Source organism: Cryobacterium serini, from assembly GCF_004404025.1.
GTDB classification, from domain to species: domain Bacteria; phylum Actinomycetota; class Actinomycetes; order Actinomycetales; family Microbacteriaceae; genus Cryobacterium; species Cryobacterium serini.
In genome coordinates this window covers 292,441-313,835 of the sequence record NZ_SOHN01000016.1, presented here as the reverse complement: position 1 = coordinate 313,835, position 21,395 = coordinate 292,441, and the positions used below count along the sequence as shown (strand labels likewise).

Here is a 21,395-nt window from a genome sequence, read left to right as displayed (position 1 = left end):
CACCGAGGCGTGAGTTTGGGTCGGCGAGACGTGAGTTGCAAGCGATTTGATCGATTAAAGGGAGCGAAACTCACGGCTCGGCGAGGTTGTTGGGTCGAAACTCACGGCTCGGCGTTGAGATCGCGCTGCAATCAGGTTGACTCGTGCCGGGTCAGAGGGCCAGGAGGGCGGCGCCGTGGGTCGCGCGACCGGCGAGCAGCGTGGCGGCCACGGGCATCCGCTCAAAGACGGCGTCGGAGACCTGAAGCGGGTCACCGTCGAGAACGGCAAGGTCGGCGACATCGCCAACGCGCAGGCGGGTGCGACCGCGGGTCGACGCGGCAAGTGCCTGACCGCGGGTGATGACCTGATCGGGGCGCCACGGTTCGCGGCCGTCGCTCCGAGCGCGGGACGACGCTGCACTCATGGCGCTGAAGGGATCGAGGGGGGCGACGGGGGCGTCGGGGGCGTCGGATCCAAATGCCAGGGTAGCGCCGGCCTCGAGCAGCGAACGCAGGGCGAAAACGCGGTCAGCGCCGGCCGCCCAGTTGAGCTCGATGGCGTCGCGATCGTCGAGGGCCTGCTCCGGCTGCACGCTCGCCGTGACGCCCAGACGGGCAAAGCGGGCGAAGTCCTGGCCCTGTAGAAACTGAGCGTGCTCGATGCGACCCGCCCGGCTGATGGGGGTGTCACGGCCGATTGTGCTGGCGCGCTCGAAGGCGTTGAGGGCGACGGTGTTGGCCGCGTCGCCAATGGCGTGCACCGCGGGCAGCAGCCCGGCGTGTCGGGCACGCAACAAAATGTCGGTGAGCTCATCTTCACTCACGGTGAGCACTCCGTGCCCGCCGACCGGATATTCGTCGACGCAGAAGGCCGTGCGAGTGTTCAGCGATCCGTCGATGAGCATCTTGAGCGGCCCCACGGTGAGCAGCCCGCGGGTGTCTGCGATGGCGTCGCCGGTGCGCATCCGCTCGACGAGGGCGCGGTCAAGGTCGGCGAGGTAGACGCCGGCGTCGATGCGGAGAACGTCGAATCCGTTGCCGATGCGGCGCTGCCACGGGTCGCGATTCCACGTCATTTCAAAGTCGACGATGCCCACGATGCCGCGGACGGCGGCCAGACTCCCGGCCTGGGCGACCAGAACGTCGACTTCGACGTCGGGCAGCTGGCCGAGTGCCATCGTGAGGTCGAACGCGGCCTGCTCCCTCAACAAGCCGGACTCGTCGACGTGCACGTCGAAACGAGCGGCGGCCGCGCTGTTGAGCCAGACGCAGTGCAGGTCATGGCTGATCAAGGCGGTCGGATGCCCCTGCGTCACCTCGTCGAGACCGCGCAGAGTTGGCCGGTCGGCCCAGATCGCATCGCGGAATCTGACTCCGATCAGCGGGGTCGGTTTCGCGGCCGGGGTGATCTGTGCGCGCACGATCTCGAGCGCTTCGCGGGCAGAGGAGGCAGCGGAGAGGTCGAACCGGGCGCCGGCGAGGGCCCACTGGGTCATGTGTACGTGTTCGTCCCACAGGCCGGGGATGACGGTGCGGCCCTCGAGGTCGACGGTGGGGGCATCCGTTGTGGTGCCGACGGGGGTGATCTGCGTGATGACCCCGTCGGAGATGTGCAGATCGGAGAGGATGGTGTCGCCGGGCTGCATGACGGAGCGCAGAACGAGGTCGGGCATGGTGCGTCCGTTCAGTGGAGGGAGCGGGATGTGCGCCCTTGCCACCATACAGGCGGGTGCGGCGTGGATTCATCAGCCGGTTTGTGATGCCTCCAACGGCACTTTCAGCTCGCGCGGGAGCTGCGCCGCTGCGCGGGAGGCGCAACTCCCGCGCACTGGCGCAGGCCCCGCGCAACTCGTGGCGCGGGCGCTCTGGCCAGACTGGAACTCCCGCGCACTGGCGCAGCACCCGCGCAGCATGCTCCACGCTCAAGGCCCTGCCGATGGAACGCTCGCGCAGCGTGCGGTATTGCGGTTCGAAAAGCACAACTCACCATAATCAGTGAGAATTTGTCAGCAACCCGTAGATATCTACGGGAAAAATCACTACGGTATGAGGCGTTCACGGCACACACTTAGCGTGATTCGTGCCGCACCTACCGTTCTGACAGGAAACTCTTCATGCTCAAGAAGCTCTTTGCAATCACCATGCTGGCCACGCTGGCCGTCTTCGCGGTGCCGGCCGCGGCATCCGCTGTCACGTACGTTCCAAATGGCAGTTCGAGTCCTAAAGTGACCGGCGCCGTCGTGCCTCCGGATGCGGGATATGTCGGCTCCGAGGAGGCGTATGTGGGCTACGTCGGGCTCGCCTCCACCGGCTATGACGCCTCCGTGCTGGCGATTGCGGGCGGAAGCGCAGCGCTCCTGCTCGGGTTGACCCTGGTCACCACGACCGCCGTGCGACGAAAGCGTTCCGAAGGCGCGGCACGCGCCTAAAGCGGATGCTGGCAGTCTCGTGGCACTAGTTAGCGAAGCGCGCACCCCTAGGAACTGGTGCCGTCATCTCCAAATGGTGCCGCGAGCGCCCGACACCTGCCCAACCGGGGCTAGTGACCGAACGCCAGCGGGATGGCCGGGTTGGGCTGCGGCTCATCCGCGCTGACGATGACCTTTCTGAACTCTCTTCCCTGGGCGACGAAGTGCGCGATCAACGCCTCCCGCTCAAGGTAGGCGGGGGCTTCCACCGGAATCCAGAGTCGAGTGCTTTCCCGCCCGGCAAGTTCGGCCTCGATCTCCATCGTGTTCGCGAGCATCGACGAGGTGACGCGCACCTCAACCGTTGACCATCCGCCGGTGCCCGAATTTACCTGGATCCACACCGGAGTGCGCCCATCGATGGCCCACCGACTGGCGATTCCGAAAGCAAAGTACGAGTCATCCTGTGGTGCGCCGAGCGCAATCCACCGAGCGTAGTCGAAGCCGCTCCAGGCACCCATCGGGAACGCGCGGCCGCTTGGATCAATCTGAAGCTGCTTGGCGGCCTCTCGCACGACCTCTCGGAGCCAGTCCTGTCGACCCACCCAATCGTGACCGAGGTCGAGTTCACCGCCGACAGCCGCCACAAATCTCGACTTCGACGTTGCCACCACGACGGGCGCGGTTATACCCAAGGGCTCGTGAAAACTGTGCTCGGTCGTGGCATCGCCACCGCCGTCGTCGGTGGCGTCGGCGGCAAATTGCCGCGCCAGAGCAAACCGGTCGAGCGCCTCAGCGAGGAGTCTTGCCGAGCGGCCTGTCACCACCTCACGAAAGGCGGCCATTGCTTGTTCGACGCTGGCCGCGTCATCCGTCAGCAGTCGATCAACCTCGCAGTGACGCGCAATATCCTCAGCGGTGAGCGACCACACTTCAGCAGCCTGCACCGGAAAGTTCGGGTCAGCATTTGCTAGCCACGATCGGAGCTTGTCGAACTTGACGGAGCCCACCGCATCTTTCAGGGAGCGGTTCACCGCGGCGTCCAGAACCCAGAAGTTGCCGGCCGTGTTCACCAGGCGCCGGTCCCGATGGTGTCGCCGACGACCGTCCCCACGCGTCCACATTCGTGCGGCCTGCGCCTGCGGAAAAATGTGGTCCCAGTCGACCGGCCTGGCCAGCGCATAGGGAAGGCGCTGCGCGAGGCTCGTGAGCAGCCATCCGTTCTGGTCGGCTATTCGCGCACGTTCAGCCTCGTCGTGCAAACCGAGAACCGCCTGCCGGGAGCCGCGGAGCCCACCCGATCGCGCCACGGCCAGAATCTGGTCGAAGGGAAAAAGCGCACCGGCTTTGCCCGCGGCCAACGCTTCCAGAAGTGCGGCGCGACGGAAACGGTCGCCCATGACGGCGGGGTAACGAAAGATCGTCGCGCCGAAGAGATAGGCATCGATGAGCGGCAGGTTCTCTTGGTACCAGGCAGCATCCGTTCGACGGCTGGCTGCAGCCCAGCCCAGCACCTCATCCCAGAGCTCTGGCGCGATCAGGCGCAGCCCGTATCCGAGTGCGGAGTTGCCCTGCAGCCATCTGGCGAAGAGGTCAACCCGCTGCAGGGCAACGGCGTCCGTTGCGGTGAGCTCCTGCAGTGCGTGAACGAGGGGCTCGCGTTGACGACCCGCTAGACGGTCGACTCGCAGCGGCAGCAAATCGCCCTGGCCGAGACCGCGGCTGGCAAGCCGGGACAGAAAGCGCAACGCATCCATGCGACTCGGCAGAAAAAGCGCGGCGAGTTGCACCCGATCAAGACGCGACTCGGCTTCATGCCAAAAGGTTTTGACCGCTGCGAAGTAGACGTCGGCGCCCTCAACCTGAACTCCCCCAAGGTTGATTCGGCTGAAAATCTCCAGAACATCGCTGGCCTCGCGAACCGTGGCGCGCAGCACAGGAATCACCGGATCGAGCCAGGCCCGAATGAGCCGCTTGAACCGGTCGACGGCAATCACCGCCGCCTCTGGCGTGAACACCGCGTCGAAGTCCGGGTCAAGTTCAGTGAGGAGCCGAGCCACGTTGCCGTCGTCGACAGCGAGTGCGTCGAGGGGCCCGCGTTGTTCGGCCCAGACCGTCCACCGGGTGAGATCGATCTGCAGGTGGCGGTCTTCCACTGCCTCATCGGAGTCCGCTGCACGCCACGCGATGTAACCAATGGCCCGGTTCTTCGCCGTGCGGGACTGCGTCGGCCCCGGAGGCTCGCGGCGCATGGTCATGTGCAGGTAGAAGCGCCCGTACTGGCCCCCGCCGGTCAGCATTGAGAAGAACGCGTTGATGCGTTGCTGGCCATCGAGCAGCTGCCAGGCGTGTGGGTCACCGTCGTCGACGCGGCGCTGCCCCTTCTCCACTCGAATGACCTTCGATTCGCCCTCCACTTGGCAGAGCAGAATGGCTCCGATCGGGTATCCGGCGAGCATTGAGTCCAACAGGTGACGCATACGCACCTGGTCCCACACCTCGGCCCGCTGCACGAGCGCCAGATTCCAGCGATCGTCACGGCTGAGTTTCTGCAAAACGAGATCACGAACCGAGACGAGGCCATCAGTATCCGACATTAGAGTTCGCCTCTCGCGCCGCACACCGGCAACACGGTCAACTTACCAACTCGGGATAGCTGATGCGCGGTGAGCGGATGCCAGTGGGCCGTCCTCCGACTCAGCTCCCGCCTCGTGACTGCGATCGGCATGCGAAACCAAACCTCCCTCCTCCCCTCAATGGGGAAAGCCCATTTAGGTAAGCTATAGGCGCGGCCAAATCGCCGCACATTCGAGGGGGGAGGTGACCGCACTTTGTCGAACACAACACGCACGCGAAAGCTCTCCAAAAGGTCCTGCGACTGGCACGCCGTCTACTCGGCCCGCCTCACTCTCAGCGACTTTCTCGTACTCCTCTGGGTGGTCTTCGGCGTACAGATCGCTTGGTTCGGTTTCGACAGGGCCAACCTGGCCGTGCGTTCCAGCGACCTCGCCGTGTCTTACACCGCGGTCTCGGTCATTCTCATCGCCGCTTGGATGGCCGCCCTCAGCATCTACGGCACCCGTAACGACCGCGTGCTCGGCACCGGTTTCGACGAGTACAAACTCATCGCCGGCGCATCCATACGATTGTTCGGCGTGCTCGCGATCGTCGCGTACCTTTTCAAAATCGACGTTGCCCGCGGCTACATTCTTCTGGCTTTCCCGGTCGGCATCGTCGTACTCATCTTCTCGCGCTGGATGTGGCGTCAGTGGCTCGTCGCGCAGCGTTCGCGCGGCCAGTTCACCTCCCGCGTTATTCTCATCGGTACTCAGGAATCCTCTGTCCACATCGCCGACGAGCTAAGAACCCGCCTCGGCGCCGGCTACCTCGTGGTCGGCGCGTGTGTCACCTCGGGTGAGGCCAGCGACTACTTGCCTGGCGGCACCATCCCCGTCATAGGCGACATCGACGACATGCACACCGCCCTCGACTCCTTCGACGCCGACACAGTCATCATCACGAGCAGCGACGACATCTCCTCCACGCGCATGCGCGAACTCAGCTGGAGCCTCGAGCCCGGCCGTCACCACCTCATCATGGTGCCGCGCCTCATCGACGTGGGCGGCCCGCGCATTCACACCCGCCCGGTGGCCGGCCTGCCACTCATTCACGTGGAGATGCCCCGCTACGAAGGCCACACCCTCTTCACCAAGCGCGCTTTCGACATCGTCATGTCAGCCCTGCTCATCGTTGCGCTCTCCCCAGCCCTCGCCGCGATCGCCCTCGCCGTGCGCTTCAGCGGCCTCGGTCCGGTGCTGTTCAGCCAGCAGCGCGTGGGCCACAACGGTCATCTTTTCAACATGTTCAAGTTTCGGTCGATGGTAGCGGATGCCGAAGCTCGCCTCGCCGCGCTGCAAGACACTCCCCGCGTGGTCGGCAACACGGTCATGTTCAAGATGCAAAACGACCCCCGCATCACCCGCACCGGCCGCTTTCTACGCCGCTACAGCCTCGACGAACTGCCGCAGTTGTTCAATGTACTTGCCGGAACGATGTCGCTCGTCGGCCCCCGCCCGCCCCTCGAAACCGAAGTCAGCGAATACGAGCTGCACGTGCACCGCCGCTTTTTGGTCAAGCCCGGCGTCACCGGACTCTGGCAGGTCAGCGGCCGCTCCAACCTCACCTGGGACGAAACCGTGCGCCTCGACCTCTACTACGTCGAAAACTGGTCGCTCGTCGGCGACCTCGTCATCCTCTGGCGCACCGCCAAGGCCGTGCTTGCCCGAGACGGCGCCTTCTAAAGCGGATGCGAGCTGGCTGCGTACCGCGCTCGGACTTGTCTTGGGAAGACTCCGTTCGCCTCGACCTCTATTACGTAGAGAACTGGTCCCTCACAGGCGACATCGTCATTTTGCATCGTACGGTGCGCGCCGTCACTGGTTCTGTTGGGGCGTATTAAAGTGAACCGCCTCGTAGTATTTGTCTTCTTCATTAGTTTGGCCGTGTTCCTATTCGGCCTCATCCTGCCGTTTCTTGCTCAATATTTTGAAAAGAAACTAGCCTCACGAACTACTGGAGCATCCTCTCGGCTCGTTGAGGGGTCTCTGGAAGTAATCATCCCTGCCTATCTTGAAGCGGGCGTCGTTCCCGAAACAATCGCACGGCTTAGGGATCAGCTTCGTTCCTGGCCGCACGCTTGCAGCATCACGGTTGTTGCCAGCGATCACGCGACGGTATTAGCGGCAGTCACAGCCGACAAGGTGCTTGTGGGGGAACCGCGTGGGAAGCCGACCGCAGTAAATCAGGGGATAGAAAATTCTGTGAGCACTTACATCGTCCTCACCGATGCCAATTGCGAAATTTATCCTCAAGATTGGCCGATCTATCTAAAGGCGGCTCTAAAAGATTCGAGTTTGATCAGCGCCCAGAAAGAAGAAATTTCCAGCCGAGAAGGCCTTTTTTGGCAGTACGAAAACCGCATCAAAAAGCGTTCTACAACCGCTGTAGGGACACTGTCCGTTATCGGAGAGTTCATGGCTTTTCGACGGGCAGATTTTCGACCGATACCTGCACGGATTCAGTCAGACGACTTGTGGATGGCGATGGACTTTAATCAGCAAGGACTCACAGTCGCCCTCAGCCTCGATATCTCCACGACTGAAATTCCGGCGTCTCCATCAGAACAATGGGAACGCAGGGTGCGAATCGCAGCCGGGCAGTTGGGAGAAGCACTTCCGCAATGGAAGCTGCTTGCTCGCTCGTCGGCAGGGCGACTCTACATGGCGCACAAACTCTATCGCCTCACCTTGGGACCATTGGGCTTCTGGACGGCAGCGATCTGCTTTGGGTTACTTTGGACACCAGTGACTTTGCCCGTTGTAATCCTGGTTGTTGGCTTCTCGCTTCTTTCGTACCTCGGAAAAATCGAGCGAAAAACCCCCCTGGATCCTATTTTCACGGTGGTGGCCTTGCAGACGATCCCTGTGATGGGTGTTCTCCGAGTGTGGAACCGATGGTGGATGCGCCGAAACGGCAAGCGCACTGAGGGCTGGATAAAAATTGCACGATAGAAACAGGGCGTTCCGGCTTCAGGCACCGACATTGAACTTAAAGGTCATCGCATGAGCAACAAGATTATTCTCGTCACGAAGACGAATATTAGTACGCCACGAGACGGCGGAAGCCTGCGTGTTTCGGCGCTGGTTGAAGAACTCAGAAGAAAAAATTTCGACGTCGTGTGGTTCAGTGCGGCAGAGACGCCTGGCGAGAACTTGAAGTCGCCCAGATTCACTCTCAAGGTCCTCGTAGCAAACTTTCGAGTGCTGGCCGCCGTTTTGGGAGTAGGTTCCCTCACCACTGCCCGATGGTACTCCCCGTCCCTTGTACGCGCGCTGGTCGACGCTCGAACCAGAGATACGTTCTCGATTTCAATAATCGAGTTCAGTCAATTGCTCATTTACAGAAGCATTCTTCCGGGAACCTTGATCCTGGATATGCACAACATCGAATTTGAGTTGATGGAGAGTTATGCAAACTCGACATCGAGTCCAGTGAAAAAGATGATCGCCAAATATGAGGCGATCCGATTACGAAAATTGGAGTCCAGAGCGCCTGACCTGGTCGCGACAGTGGCCGTTGTGAGCGAGCACGATCGAGAAATTCTCGAGAGAATATCTCGGTCGAATTCGGCGTCGGCGTCGGCGAAGATTGTCCTCGCGCCTAACGGTGTTAGTGCAGACGGGTTTATGATGGAAACGGCGAAAATCAATACCGTTGTATTTGTTGCTCACCTCGGCTGGCAGCCGAACGTTGATGCGGCGGTGTGGCTGGTCACTGAGGTGTGGCCGATCGTGCAAAAGCTCGATTCCTCGCTCCGACTTCAGCTCGTTGGCAGGAGCCCAAGCCCTGTTATTTCAGCGCTTGCTTCAGAGTGTGTTGAAGTGCACGCGGATGTTGCCACGGTGCTGCCATACGTGCTTGCAGCACAGGTAGCCACTGCTCCTCTTCTCGCCTCAGGTGGAACGCGTTTGAAGATTCTGGAGGCACTCTCGTGCGGTACTCCTGTCGTATCGACGAGCCTCGGTGCGCTCGGGCTGGAGCATCTGGATGACAGCCGGGGCCTGACTATCGCTGACTCTCCCGTATCCTTCGCAGAGAGCGTTGTAAAAATCGCTCACTCACAATCTGATACTGAGAACATTCGAGCATTAGCGAGAGCATACCTGTGGCCAAACGCATTTGCGCGGTTAGTCGAGGAGCTTCAAGACCAAGAAGAGGTTGTCGGCCATGTGCCCGAAAAAAAGTGAGGCCGACGCCGAACTTTATATGACTGCGGGGCATACAAAGGACGTGCACAGGCTCCGTTTCGTCAGCCTGTCAGTTTCTGTCTGGGGGGCGGAGAAGACCCTCTTGACGCTCGCATCCCACATTCGGCTGGAGTCGCCTGACACCATTCTGGAATTACTCGCGCCTGCAGGGGAGCTTACCGAAGCGTGGCAAGCAATGCAGCTGGGAGAAATTAAGCTGCTGCACGAAAAATACTCAAAAATGACGTCTAAAAAGGATCTTCTGTGGAGCCAGGTGACGTTAACGAGAATGCTGGCACGGCTTCCTGCAGCGGCTGCGACTCATAGTCATCACCAGTGGTCACACCTTCCAACGGCGCTGGTAGCGAAGAAGAGCATTCTTGACCTGCATGATTTTGTCCCAACGAAAGCAGGTCGGGTTATCCAGGCCCTGGCGGCACGCTTCGCTACACTAACTTTTGTTGCATCTGAAACAATTCGCCTGACCCTGCCTCGAAATCTGCGGGCCGCCCCGGTAACGTTAGGGCGCCCCGTCGACGTGTTGGCGGTGAGATCGAGGCGTCTGCCCGTTGGGCAGCGCAGCATGACGATCGTGATCGTTTGCCGACCGGACGTCAACAAGAACCTCCGAGAGCCGCTTGTGAATCTTCTTGGCGGTATGGGGTCAAGCGACTTCGTTATCGTGGCCGGTGGTGTGTCATCGGATTATGGCCTCGATGACCTTGGCGCAACGTATGGTTCTCAACTGCGTTTTCTCGGTCGAATCCAGCCTGGAGAAATGGAAACCGTCTGGTCGCGGGCGAGCGTTCATCTTCTCACTTCAGAAGCAGAGCCCTTCGGACGCGTTGTCATTGAGGCTGCTTCCCACGGTGTTCCTTCTGTAGTTCATGCCGGTGCGGGCGTTGCAGAGGCAGTCGCGCGGCACGGTGCGGGGAACGTGGTTGAAAACTGGGCTGGCCTTGCCCAGATATGTAGTCGAGTAGTGGAGAGTGCGCCAGCAATGCAAACGAATCTGAGCGAACTCGTGCAGGAATTTTCGCCCACACGAGTGGCCCGAGAATACTTAGGTCCTGTGCTGACGCTCCTGAATCAGGGCCGCAGCAAATGACCCAGACCTTGATGATAAGAAATTTTAAAACTCTTCAGCTGCGCTTGGACGATTCCCGTTCGGCGCGAACACTCCTCCTAGTGATGACTGTCAGTTTGGTCGTGCTCGCGCTGGAGTCCTTGCTGTATCCGTCACAGAATAATGTGCCCACAGGGTTATTTTCCTTGGAAATCAGAGGATTAAATTTACGCGTCCCCGATGTCGCGGCCCTGGGAATCTTCCTCGTCGGCCTGTTTTCTGCCCGAGCGGAAACGCCCAGATTAGTGCCGTATTTCGTCACTCTTGGAATAGCAGTTCTTTACGTTGCTATCACGGCGGCGGTAAATTCAGCTGATGGCATGGGACTAGGAACCATTTTCACCCAATCCCGTTTCTTGTTCTACTCCTTATTATTCTTGCCCGTGATCGGCACGGTGAGCGGTGTCGCGTTATTGAAGGTCGGTAATGACGCCCTGAAATGGGTTGCCGTTCCCGCTTTTGGTACTGTTCTGGTTTGGATCTCCGGGCAGTCAGCGTTTCAAGTCCCTGGGTTTCCAGGAAGTTCATATGGCCCGGTGGGAGCAGATGCCGGCACCATAATCGGGTTTCTTGCGCTGTGCGCTGTCGGCCACGCGGCGATGCAAGGAAAAGTGACGCTGTCGACGCTGTGGCTGCTCCTGCCACTCATCGGTGGCCAAAGAGCGTCCATTGTTGCGACGACAGTTATCGGCCTCGTGGGTGTTGCTATTATTCTTGGCAGAAAAGATGTTCTGACCGAGGAAAAACGGAGAAAGATCCGGCGACGATCCCTGGGAGCAGCAGTGCTGGCTCTCGTCGGCAGCAGTCTGCTCATCATCGCAGGATCCACTATGCCGGCTTTCCAGAGGTTGATTGGTGCCGTAACCGCCACGTTCACCAGTGAAGGAAAGGTCGCTTCCGCAGATACTCGCCCCTACCTGATCCAGCAATCCTGGGAAATCATTCAACAAAGTCCCTTGATTGGCCATGGGTTTGGCAAAACGGTAAATTTCTATGACATTTACCGCATGGCGTTCATCGAGACCGGGTCTGCCCATAATTTTATCGCTGATATTTTGATCCGTGGGGGGCTGGTGGGCGGATTGATTTCCCTGTGCCTCGTTATCGCCGCATTTTCTGCGACGAGACCCTGGGGCATAGACCGGTTGTTCTGGGTTGTTATCTTGATGACGCTCCTCGGCAAAGCAATGTTGGAGCCAGCGTTCGACAAGTATCGATTGGTCTTTCTGTTGGCCCTTGCGCTCACTGGAGTTCTTATTTCGTCTCGCCAGAAGAACAAAAAGCAATCGATTCTGCCTGGTCGTGCAAGCGAGTCTGCACAATGAGAATCTTCTTTCTCAATAACTACTCCATGACGGCCGCCGCCGAACGTGTGGAGAACGGGGATTATCCGGGCCATCATCTGTGGGGATACAACGAAAGAAGACCCGAAGATACCTGGGTTATCCCACCGAGTCTCTATGACCTGAATATTGGACCTCGAAAGTACGCACCGCTAGTTCGACGTGTCCTGGTGCGCTCGATGGGTGATCCCCGGCAACAACTCTTCACATTGCTTCGCGCGAGACGGGGCGACACCATTTACGCCGCAGATCAGCGCACGGCCCTTCTGCTAGGAATAATGAAGCGTTTACGCCTGATTCAAGCGTCATATCTGGTTGTCGTGCACCACGCCCCCCGGTTTGCTTGGGAGAAAGCGTCGTTGAGTGGCGCTAGTCATATTTTCGTTCTGAGCGCCCGAACGTTAGAAGTACTCACCGGTGCACTCACGTCCCCGCCAGCCCCACCGGTAACGATTGCGCCGTGGGGGCCTCATCTGGGCTCGCCTTTATATCGACGCAATAAAAAAGTCTCGGTAGATTTGGACTTTATCGCTGCAGGCAAAACGAACAGGGATTACGCGAACCTCAGGGAGGCCGCGCAAATCGGCAAACTGAGTGGCATTATTTACGATGGAGTCGGCAAGTCTGAATACAAGGACGGAGTTCCCACCCCTACCCAAGGTCCGTTCAACTACGCAGAGGTTGTAGCATCAATGATGCGCGCAAGGTGCGTCGTGATTCCACTGCTTGATCTGAAGGTAATGGCCGGGCTCACTGAAGTCGCAGATGCAATCGCGTTAGATCTTCCCCTCATCGTTTCTCGTTCAGAAGCATTTCCATACGATCTTGAGGCTAACGAGACGGGGTGTTTCATCGAGCACGGCAGTGCCGAAGAGCTATTGCACCTTATCCGACAGGCCGCCCAAGGTGCAGTGCCCTCGGCCGGTAGAATGCGTTCCACCAACAACACCGAGGCCTATGGTGACGCGGTCCATGAGGTACTTAAACGGTTCACATCGTAAAGGCCGCAGGTTTCTCACGGCCGGAACAGCAGCAAGCACAATGGAGTCTGAGTCAGCGCTGAGTCCTGATTGCGTCCTCGGGAGCGAGGTGTCACCTGCAGAATATAGAGAATGAGAAAATGAATTCATCGCACCGAATCACAGTGCTGCATTCAGCACACGAGCCCGGGCGCAACGTTGATTACCTGGTTCAGCTGGTGGGCGGCGCCTCGGAGGGCGTCAGTCATGTTTTTTTCTCGTGGCAGACAGCCTTTCTCGGTAGGTACAATGTGTTCCATGTTCACTGGCCAGAAACTCTCATTCGCGGTCGACGTGCACCTCAGAGAATAGGACGAGCCATATTTTTTGTGGGCCTTGTCTCCCTTTTGAAACTACGCCGCATTCCCATTGTTCGTACTCTGCACAATATCGAGCCTCACGAGAATGGGGGGAGGCTTGAACGCGCCTTGCTCAGGTACTGTGATCGGTCCACATCTATGTTCATCAGGCTAAACCCGATAACGGAATCCCCCGGGTCAAGCGCTGTCACGATTCTTCATGGTCATTATAAAGATTGCTTTTCGGCGGTGAGCCGAGCGGAGTCTGTTCCTGGTCGCATACTGTACTTTGGCCTGGTGCGTACATATAAAGGTATCGAAAGTTTGTTGCGCGCGTTTGAAGAGACGAAAGATGACAGACAGTCGCTGCGAATCGTGGGTCGACCCGACGTTCAGCTGAAGAAGACCGTTTGGGATGCGGCGCTCAGAGACCAACGCATTTCTTATCGCCTTCAGTTCGTCGACGATGAGGTGCTGGTGCGTGAAATCGGTGAAGCCAGCCTCGTCGTACTCCCGTACCTGCAGATGCATAATTCGGGGTCTCTCCTGCTTGCACTATCGTTGGGACGTCATGTTCTCGCGCCGAACACTCCAGTAAACGCGTCGATTCTGATCGAGGTAGGCGCTCGCTGGATGACACTCTTCGACGGTGATCTCAAACCTGAATTTATAGATCAAGCACTTACCAAGGCACAAGCGATGCTGGGAATAGGTCTGCCGGTATTCAACGGCAGGGATTGGAAGACCCAAGGGGAACTGCACCGGAAAATATATTTTCAAGCGATGCAGGTGAAGGTTTCTCATAAGCCTCTAACGCCGTAACGACACCGGTCAAAGGTGGGCTGCACACCAATTCACCCCACACCAATGTTCAAAGCATGTCGATGTAGCTATTTGTGACTTCCAGCAGACAGGTGTCACTGCCTACTTCATCGTGTGTCAAGGGCCATGAGAAACGGCCCACTGGCGGCCACGAGAAATGCCCGCTGGTGGCCGTGAAAACTGCCCAGGCATGGCCAACAGATCTGCCCACCAGGATTCGGCGGCGTTGGCCATGCTCGGGTGCAGGGTTAGCTCATCGGGGTCACGCCCTTTCCGGCGAGGGCCTGCGTGAGGCGGATGGAGTCGCCCGAGGTTTGGCAGACGTGAGCGTGGTGCAGGAGGCGGTCAACGGTCGCCGTGGCGAGGGTTTTCGGCATGAGCTCGTCAAAGCCGGCGGGGTGAAGATTTGAGCTGACCGCGATGGATCGCTTCTCATAAGCAGCGTCGACGAGGCGATAAAGCCCCTCGGCAGCGTCGGTTCCGACGGCGAGCAGCCCGATATCGTCAATCACGATGAGGTCAGCGTGAATATTGGCTTCTGTGGGCTCCGCCTGCGGTGCGGGTGAGCGCCCCTGTTCAGCACCACTACCGGCGTGGTTAAGCACCACCCGAAAGGCTCCTTCCACCATGTGATGGCCACGTGGTGGAAGGAGTGCCCGTAATGGTACGGAAGATCAAAGCGAAGCTGGTGTTGCAGCTACATAGTCAAAGTTTGTCGCGACGAGCGATTGAGTCTGCTCACGGGATATCCCGGCACAGCATTCAGGCAGTCCTTGATGCGGCGGACCGGCTGGGTCTCGGTTGGAACGGAGTCGCGGAGATGTCCGAGGCCGAGGTCTATGCGGTGTTGTTTCCTGGCCGCGGGGTCTGGGAGAGTGTCTTTGCGCAGCCGGACTGGCCCCGGGTGCACACCGAGCTGGCCCGGGTGGGAGTGACGTTGAAGCTTTTGCACCAGGAGTGTGTCGACGCGTCTTCTCGCGCCGGGCAGGCCGTGATGAGTTACGACCGGTTCTGCCGGCTCTATGGCGACTACGCCGCCGTGACTGGCGCGTCGTCTCGCGTTGGTCACAAGGCCGGCCGCAGTATCGAGGTCGACTGGTCGGGGCCCACGATGCAGCTGCTGGATCCGACCACGGGTGAAATCTCGAAGGTGTATTTGTTCGTCGCGTGTCTGCCGTTCAGTCGGTATGCGTTCGTGGAAGCCACGTTGGATATGCGGCAGGAGTCGTGGCTGCGCGCCCACACGGCGATGTTCGCTTTCTTTGGCGGCAGCGTCCCACGCTTGGTGCCGGACAACTTGAAGACCGGGGTGATCTCCCACCCGCGGGAGGGCGAGATTGTTCTCAACGACGCCTACCGGGAGATGGCAGCGCACTATTCGGCCGCGGTGCTGCCGGGCCGCGTCCGGGCACCCAAAAACAAGGCCAATGTAGCAGCTTCGCCCTTCATAGTTGCGTGCTTCCACTTTCCTGCAAATCTGGACTGTGACCGGCTCCGCTGTGCTCCCTGCGGCTGGACGGATTGGACGGATTGGACGGATTGGACGAGCTTCTTCAATGGGGACTTACCTAACATCCTCGCGCCTTCCGCATCTTTTCCTCATTCATGGGAACCAAATCCTCAATTTGGCTGACTGCTGCAAACGCCCCAGTTGGATCCCGAGTTGCTTCAACGCCTCAGATCTTCTCTGCGACCGCGGACGAGACGTCGCGAAGAGAAATACCATACGCGTTAGGCTGGCGAGCACGAGACGAAATGGGGTACGAGGCATTCCGTAAGAGTGAAATTTAGCGTAAAGGCTGACGTGTGACCGCCCATAAACCAAACTCTGACGAAATGCCGGTCTACCCAAAGGGCGCTGAATATAGGTGATTTCTGCGCCTTCGACGAGCATGAGCGCGTACCCGCGAAGTTGGGCCCGCCAAAAGAATTCAGTTTCGTCGCCTCCGTGAATGAATGTTTCATCGAATCCGCGCAGATTATCGAAGACGGTGCGAGACACAGCGCAGTTAGCGCCAGTTGGCCAGGGAAGAAAATTCAAGCCGTCGATCAAGCCTGTTCTTGCCGAAATGAGACCTTTATTCTCTGGATAGAATCGGTTGCACGTGCCACCCGCCAGTTCCACTCCGTCATTAAATGCTGTCCAGAAGGCGTCAAGCCAGCCAGCGCCGACGCGGTCGTCGGCATCGCAGAATACGAGGAGCGACCCCATCGCGACCTCTGCTCCGCGGTTTCGGGCAAAATTGGCGCCGCGCCTCTGACCGGCATCTATAACCCGGATGCTCTGAGCCGACCCCAGGGGGATAGAACGAACCTCTTCGGCGCTGCGATCCGTGGAACCGTTATCCGCCACCAAAATTTCAAAGTCTGCCGTACTTATCTGATCTGCAATGGATTCGACTTGCGCCCGGATGGACGCTGCACCGTTCCTACAGGGGATCACGATCGAGATGTCAACGACCGGCGCAGGCGCTTGGGAACGGTGTGGCCCCGATTGGAATTCAGTCGCCCGCGCGTTCACTGCCACGTCAAAGTGCTCCTCGCAAATAGTGCAGAACTTTCAGCGCGCGGCGAAAATCCGCGCGCAGCGTTGCAATGACACCGATCAACGCAATTATTGTCGAGGTGTAAATAAGCAGTCCGAAGGTTACCATCAACACGTTCGCTTCGATGCCGAACTGTCCCAGCAACCATTTTGCGGCATAAGACGTGCCAAGAAAGACGATCATAGCCCGAAGCGCGATCAAGAACATCTCGAGCAAGGGAGCCCGGACTATTCGGCTCAGCCACAGGAGAGCGCCCACCCATCCGATGAAGCTCGACACCATGAATCCGAGAGCAATTCCGGAGAGTCCACCGAGAGAACCAACAAATATGCAGCCAATCGACAGAGGCCTAAAGTAAAGGTCAAACCTTAAGTTTGAACTTGTTAGTCCTTTCGCCAGGAATATCCAGTAAGTGGCATACCCGGCTGCTTGAAATAGGCCTCCAATTGCAAGAATTCTAATGAGCGGTGCACATTCCGTCCATTGGGGCCCAAGAACTATTGCAACAATAGATTCCGAAAATGCAGAGACAAATGCCAGGAGAGACATCACTCCCCAAAGAAGCGCTGTTTGCCCCGTAATCAGAAACTCTGAAAAGCGACCTGGCTGCTCACGGAGTTTGGAAAGCACGGGGAGAGCAACTGTCGTCGCGGGTGCTTGCAATTGCTGGAGAGGCACCGTTATGGTCTGCAGGGCCCTGTTGTACAGTCCAACGGAGGACGATGAAAGCGTCGCGCCAATAATGAACACGTCAGCACTACGGCTCAAATAATTGAGCACCTGAGTCCCCGCCAAATTCGCGCCGAAAAATAGCAAAGCTCTTATAGAATGCCGATGATTATACCACCTGATCGGCCACCGTCCGAGCGGGACGAGTGCCGACGTCAAAACGACCTGGCTCAACATCACCTGCAAGACCAGTGCCCAAGGACCAAATCCCAAGACTGATAACCATATAGCGCACGTGACTGCGATAATTTGCGCAGAGACCTCCGCAATGGCGAGACTTGTGAATCTGAGTTCCCGCACGATGTTTGCCCTGAATTGCGCAGTGCCAGACGCGAGTACGAACTGCGCGGCGAGAACTTGAAAAATGGGAATGAGAGCGGGTTGACCAAAAACTCCCGCGAGGGGCACCGCGGCCAGCAGCGTTACGAGAGTTAGAACAGAACCCAGAGCAACGTTAATCCACATCAGATTTGAACGCTGGCCGTCGGACAAGTTGGTTGCTTGGATCGCTGCTGATGAGAGTCCCAAGTCCTGCAAAACCAGCGCCAAACCAATCACGACCATTGCCGTAGCAACGAGTCCTACATCCTCCGGCGACAAAAATCTTGACAGGACTACAAGTGACAAAAGCTGAATAACTAAGCGAATGACTTGGGCCAGAAAAGAGATCGCGGCCCCTCGCGCTGCTAACCGCCCTAACCCCAAGGGACGCCCTCCTCTGCTCACTAGTGGAGGAAGGAGCCGATCCCACTTGATTCGTTCCACCCCAGGGACCGAAACTGGCCGTTTTTTAAGTGTACATGGGCGTGTCGACGACGGCGGTGACTTATTCCAAAATCAACTGTGAAAACTGAGCCGCCGATTACCCCTTATGTGTGGAGAGCCCGGACACATCGCTGACAGGTTGTACGCGGGACATCCCTGACACTCTTTTGAATGAGAGTGATGAGTGTGAACGAGCGTTGGCTTGAAATCCTGTTGACCCCGTGTCAGCGCTTTTTGAAAAGTAGCCCAGTTTCGCTGACAGTTTCAAGCGGTCAATGCAAGAACGGCGGCGTTGTAAACCTCATGAGGAGTCTGCCACTTCAATGCTCTGCGTGGTCGGTTGTTGAGCTCGGTCACGATCCGTTGCTCCGGTGGATTTGGTTTCCATCCCATTTTCACTCCTTCTCTGGAGCAGATTAGGAGGCCGCACCGTTGCATTGACCGCTTGAAACTGTCAGCACCCACGGACCACTTTTCAAAGAGCGTCGACACCCCGTCATCACGGCACTTGATGCTGTGACGAAGAAGACGAAATCTGAGCCCACTCGTGAGGCGGTGGCGGCGAAGGAATGGGCCCGCCTGGATAAGGAGCAGGGCCTGGCTCTGGACGGTCCGAATGGGCTGCTGGGCCAGTCCACCAAAACCTTCCTCGAGACAGCGCTGAACGAGGAAATGACCGAGGATCTCGGCCATGAGAAGAACCGTGCCCCGGACGAGCGCGACGATACGAACGTGCGCAATGGAACTCGCACCGAGACAGTGATCAGTTCCACGACTGGGCCGGTGACGATCCAGGTGCCTCGTGACCGGGACGGGACGTTCACTCCGGTGATCGTGCCGAAACGACATCGGCGCTTGACTGGGGTCGATGAGATTGTGCTGTCGTTGTATGCCCGCGGCCTCACGACCGGCGAGATCAGCGCGCACTTCAACCAGATCTATGGCGCGCAGGTATCGAAAGAGACCATCTCCCGCATCACGGACAAAGTGGTCGACGAGGTGCAAACCTGGCAGTCCCGACCTTTAGAGAGTGTCTACGCGGCGATTTTCATAGATGCGATCGTGGTGAAGATCCGTGACGGACAGGTCGCCAACCGGCCCATCTATGCCGCCATCGGCGTGACCTTGGCCGGCGACAAGGACATCCTCGGGCTCTGGGCTGGCACCGGCGGTGAAGGCGCCAAGTTCTGGATGTCCGTCCTGACCGACATCAAGAACCGTGGCGTCACCGACACGTTCTTCCTGGTCTGTGACGGGCTGAAAGGCCTGCCCGATGTCGTCGGGAACGTGTGGCCGTTGACGACGGTGCAGACCTGCATCATTCACCTCATTCGGAACACGTTCAAGCTCTCGTCGAAGAAGGATTGGGATGCGTTGAAACGTGCGGTGAAACCGATCTACAGCGCTCCAACCGTCGACGCCGCCCGCGCAGCCCTGGATGAAATGGCCGAGGTCTGGGGGAAGAAATACGGTGCGATCATCCGGCTGTGGAAATCGGCGTGGGAAGAGTTCACCCCGTTCCTGTCCTACGACCCGGAGATCCGCCAGGTGATCTGCTCCACCAATGCGATCGAGTCGCTCAACGCCCGATACCGGAGGGCGGTGCGCGCTCGAAGACATTTCCCCACCGAGCAAGCAGCTCTGAAATGCTTGTATCTGGTCACTCGAAGTCTCGACCCGACCGGAGTGGGACGGGCCCGGTGGACGATGCGCTGGAAGCCAGCACTCAACGCCTTCGCCATCACCTTCCACGACCGCTGGCCGAACGCAGAATCCTACTAATGAAAAACGCCGGAAACACCGATAACGAGACACTCTCCCGGTGAAGGGCGTACCGGCTCCTCGACCGGCGGGTGGGTCTCGATCACTCGTTCCTCGCGCCTCGACCAGCGAGGGGCGGGGTTAGTCGGTGGCGGCGCACCAGGCGGCTACCTCGGCCAGCAACTCGGCCCGACGGGCGTCGGTGATGAAGGCGGCGTGTATGGCGTTGGTGGCTAGCGTCGCGAGCTGGTCGGCAGACAGGGCGAAGGCATCCGTTATGGCCGTGAAATTGTCATCGATGTAGCCGCCGAAGTAGGCGGGGTCGTCGCTGTTGATGGTGACCGTGAGGCCGCGCTCGAGCATGGCGGGCAGCGGGTGATCGGCGAGGGTGTCAACGACGCGCAGGCGCACGTTGCTGAGCGGGCAGACGGTAAGCGGAATGTTGTGCTGCACCAGGTAATCCACCAGCAGCGGGTCTTCCAAGCTGCGAATGCCGTGGTCAACACGCGACACCTCGAGCAGCTGCACCGCCTGCCAGACGTACTCGGGCGGGCCCTCTTCGCCAGCGTGGGCGACGCACTTGAGGCCGTGGGCGTGGGCCAGGTCGAACACCTCGATGAAGTCAACGGGCGGGTGGCCCACCTCGGCCGAGTCGAGCCCGATGCCGACGATAGGCGCGTTCATGGCGACCAGCTCGGTGAGCATGTCAAAGGCCTCCGCGGCGGGCCGGTCACGCAGAAACGTCACGATGAGAGCGGAGGACAGCCCAAAGTCGCTCTCGCTGGTGCGGAGCGCCGCGGCCACGCCGTTGATGCAGGCCGCCAACGGCACGCCGCGAACGGTGTGCGCCTGCGGGTCGACAAAGATCTCGGCGTGCCGCACTCCGGCCGCGCTCGCCCGGCGCAGGTACGCGCGGGTGAGGTCGGTGAAATCCTGCTCGGTGAGCAGCACCGCCATATTGGCGTAGTACAGGTTGAGAAAGGACTGCAGGTCGGTGAAGGCGTACCGGCTCTTGAGGTCGGCCAGGTCGGCGTAGGGCAGCGTGACTTTATTGCGGGCGGCGAGGTCGAAGATGAGCTCGGGCTCGAGGGTGCCCTCGATGTGCAGGTGCAGTTCGACGAGTGGGGGGTGGATCACAAGGGCTCCTTAGGCGCGGCGGGCGAAGATGGATTTTTCGGTCGTATGAGCGGCAGCGTAGAGGGCCAGCGAGACCAGCGGCACGACCACCACCCACATCATGCGGTAGTCCAGATAAACACGCGAAACCCCGAGTAACTCGCCGAAGCCCGGTGTCGCGAGCTACGCTGCGGCATCCACTGAGCTGGGCGGGCTAGTTGTCGAGCGGGGGAACTGCTTTCAGGTGCGGCGCGCCTGCGCGGCGCTGGCGCGGCGGGCGCTCGACCTCGGGCAGGGGCGGCACCAGGGTGAGTGGGGCGGGCGGGGCCTCGGAATTGGACGAGGTCATTCCGGTGCGGATCGGCGGGAGGCCGGCTGCGGCGCGCTCCTTGACGGCCTTCTGGCTCTTGGTGCGGATGAGCCAGAGCACCTCGTTGCAGGCCGGGTCGGGGCACTCGAAGCGCACGATGTGACCGAGCAGCGTGATGGTGCGGGGCTGCAGGCAGCGGTAGCAGAGCTCGCGGCCCATGACGATGGTCACGTCGGAGTTCATCATCTCGGCGAAGGTGGGACAGAATCGATTGACGCAGAGGTCGTTGGCGCAGGCCCACTCCCGATTGGGTGTTGTTTCGCAAGGCGCGCATCCAGCCGAATCCATCAAGCTCGGCGTTCTT

The 21,395-nt window shown here is 59.4% G+C and carries 16 protein-coding genes and 2 pseudogenes; 11 read left to right on the top strand and 7 right to left on the bottom strand.

Translation table 11 applies throughout. From position 1 onward, the window contains the following. Positions 1-151 precede the first annotated feature (151 nt). On the bottom strand, positions 152-1,654 hold the full coding sequence (locus E3T51_RS13435; protein WP_134530262.1) for an amidohydrolase: 1,503 nt from the start codon (positions 1,652-1,654) through the stop codon (positions 152-154). Positions 1,655-2,095: 441 nt separating this feature from the next. Between E3T51_RS13435 and E3T51_RS13430 the strand changes: the two genes are divergently transcribed. Then, positions 2,096-2,410 (top strand): hypothetical protein, encoded by a 315-nt coding sequence (locus E3T51_RS13430; RefSeq protein WP_134530261.1) that lies wholly within the window; start codon positions 2,096-2,098, stop codon positions 2,408-2,410. Between the two features lie 110 nt (positions 2,411-2,520). Here the strand turns inward: E3T51_RS13430 and E3T51_RS13425 are convergent, their stop codons facing one another. Continuing rightward, a complete protein-coding gene (locus E3T51_RS13425) occupies positions 2,521-4,986 on the bottom strand; it encodes a DUF262 domain-containing protein (protein WP_134530260.1) in 2,466 nt (821 codons plus the stop codon). A 234-nt stretch (positions 4,987-5,220) separates the two neighbouring features. Between E3T51_RS13425 and E3T51_RS13420 the strand changes: the two genes are divergently transcribed. The 8 genes and pseudogenes from E3T51_RS13420 (at position 5,221) to E3T51_RS17425 (ending at position 13,804) form a co-directional block, all read left to right on the top strand. After that, positions 5,221-6,690 carry a sugar transferase gene (locus E3T51_RS13420; protein ID WP_134530259.1) on the top strand — a complete coding sequence of 490 codons (1,470 nt, stop codon included), beginning with the start codon at positions 5,221-5,223 and terminating at the stop codon, positions 6,688-6,690. A gap of 26 nt (positions 6,691-6,716) precedes the next feature. Next, positions 6,717-6,848 (top strand): annotated as a pseudogene (locus E3T51_RS13415) (sugar transferase); the annotation flags it as partial. 1 nt (position 6,849) lies between these two features. Beyond that, positions 6,850-7,959 (top strand): glycosyltransferase, encoded by a 1,110-nt coding sequence (locus tag E3T51_RS13410; protein ID WP_166806480.1) that lies wholly within the window; start codon positions 6,850-6,852, stop codon positions 7,957-7,959. Positions 7,960-8,010: 51 nt separating this feature from the next. Next, a complete protein-coding gene (locus E3T51_RS13405; protein WP_134530256.1) occupies positions 8,011-9,195 on the top strand; it encodes a glycosyltransferase family 4 protein in 1,185 nt (394 codons plus the stop codon). Further along, complete coding sequence (locus E3T51_RS13400; protein WP_134530255.1) at positions 9,176-10,303, top strand: glycosyltransferase; 1,128 nt, start codon at positions 9,176-9,178, stop codon at positions 10,301-10,303. Before E3T51_RS13405 ends, E3T51_RS13400 begins: the two co-directional genes overlap by 20 nt. An 83-nt stretch (positions 10,304-10,386) precedes the next feature. Continuing rightward, entirely contained in the window at positions 10,387-11,646 is a 1,260-nt protein-coding gene (locus tag E3T51_RS13395; protein WP_241989348.1) for an O-antigen ligase family protein, read from the top strand. Then, a complete protein-coding gene (locus E3T51_RS13390; RefSeq protein WP_134530253.1) occupies positions 11,643-12,665 on the top strand; it encodes a hypothetical protein in 1,023 nt (340 codons plus the stop codon). Before E3T51_RS13395 ends, E3T51_RS13390 begins: the two co-directional genes overlap by 4 nt. 119 nt (positions 12,666-12,784) lie before the next feature. After that, positions 12,785-13,804, top strand: coding sequence for a glycosyltransferase (locus tag E3T51_RS17425; RefSeq protein WP_338145161.1), 1,020 nt, complete (start codon positions 12,785-12,787; stop codon positions 13,802-13,804). A gap of 248 nt (positions 13,805-14,052) precedes the next feature. Here the strand turns inward: E3T51_RS17425 and E3T51_RS13380 are convergent, their stop codons facing one another. Continuing rightward, complete coding sequence (locus tag E3T51_RS13380) at positions 14,053-14,412, bottom strand: ATP-binding protein (protein WP_277613344.1); 360 nt, start codon at positions 14,410-14,412, stop codon at positions 14,053-14,055. 53 nt (positions 14,413-14,465) lie between these two features. On the opposite strand from E3T51_RS13380, the pseudogene istA reads away from it, so the two are divergent. Further along, positions 14,466-15,236: pseudogene (gene istA, locus E3T51_RS13375) on the top strand (IS21 family transposase); the annotation flags it as partial. Between the two features lie 171 nt (positions 15,237-15,407). Here the strand turns inward: istA and E3T51_RS13370 are convergent. Continuing rightward, positions 15,408-16,331, bottom strand: a complete 924-nt coding sequence (locus E3T51_RS13370) for a glycosyltransferase family 2 protein (RefSeq protein ID WP_166806478.1) — start codon at positions 16,329-16,331, stop codon at positions 15,408-15,410. A gap of 1 nt (position 16,332) precedes the next feature. Then, positions 16,333-17,805 (bottom strand): lipopolysaccharide biosynthesis protein, encoded by a 1,473-nt coding sequence (locus E3T51_RS13365; RefSeq protein ID WP_241989347.1) that lies wholly within the window; start codon positions 17,803-17,805, stop codon positions 16,333-16,335. 537 nt (positions 17,806-18,342) lie between these two features. On the opposite strand from E3T51_RS13365, the gene E3T51_RS13360 reads away from it, so the two are divergent. After that, positions 18,343-19,626 (top strand): IS256 family transposase, encoded by a 1,284-nt coding sequence (locus tag E3T51_RS13360; protein ID WP_134530248.1) that lies wholly within the window; start codon positions 18,343-18,345, stop codon positions 19,624-19,626. Between the two features lie 120 nt (positions 19,627-19,746). On the opposite strand, the gene E3T51_RS13355 is transcribed toward E3T51_RS13360, so the two are convergent. Together E3T51_RS13355 and E3T51_RS13350 are read right to left on the bottom strand one after the other, a co-directional pair. Beyond that, complete coding sequence (locus tag E3T51_RS13355; protein WP_198417872.1) at positions 19,747-20,742, bottom strand: adenosine deaminase; 996 nt, start codon at positions 20,740-20,742, stop codon at positions 19,747-19,749. Between the two features lie 193 nt (positions 20,743-20,935). After that, entirely contained in the window at positions 20,936-21,277 is a 342-nt protein-coding gene (locus E3T51_RS13350; RefSeq protein WP_166806476.1) for a hypothetical protein, read from the bottom strand. Positions 21,278-21,395: the final 118 nt, after the last annotated feature.

Excerpts from the sequence above, each read along its gene's own strand:
- E3T51_RS13405 (WP_134530256.1), top strand. The coding sequence starts at position 8,011 with ATGAGCAACAAGATTATTCTCGTCACGAAGACGAATATTAGTACGCCA.
- E3T51_RS13390 (WP_134530253.1), top strand. The coding sequence starts at position 11,643 with ATGAGAATCTTCTTTCTCAATAACTACTCCATGACGGCCGCCGCCGAA.
- E3T51_RS13350 (WP_166806476.1), bottom strand. The coding sequence starts at position 21,277 with ATGATGAACTCCGACGTGACCATCGTCATGGGCCGCGAGCTCTGCTAC.
- E3T51_RS13395 (WP_241989348.1), top strand. The coding sequence starts at position 10,387 with ATGACTGTCAGTTTGGTCGTGCTCGCGCTGGAGTCCTTGCTGTATCCG.
- E3T51_RS13425 (WP_134530260.1), bottom strand. The coding sequence starts at position 4,986 with ATGTCGGATACTGATGGCCTCGTCTCGGTTCGTGATCTCGTTTTGCAG.
- E3T51_RS13400 (WP_134530255.1), top strand. The coding sequence starts at position 9,176 with ATGTGCCCGAAAAAAAGTGAGGCCGACGCCGAACTTTATATGACTGCG.
- E3T51_RS17425 (WP_338145161.1), top strand. The coding sequence starts at position 12,785 with ATGAATTCATCGCACCGAATCACAGTGCTGCATTCAGCACACGAGCCC.
- E3T51_RS13435 (WP_134530262.1), bottom strand. The coding sequence starts at position 1,654 with ATGCCCGACCTCGTTCTGCGCTCCGTCATGCAGCCCGGCGACACCATC.
- E3T51_RS13430 (WP_134530261.1), top strand. The coding sequence starts at position 2,096 with ATGCTCAAGAAGCTCTTTGCAATCACCATGCTGGCCACGCTGGCCGTC.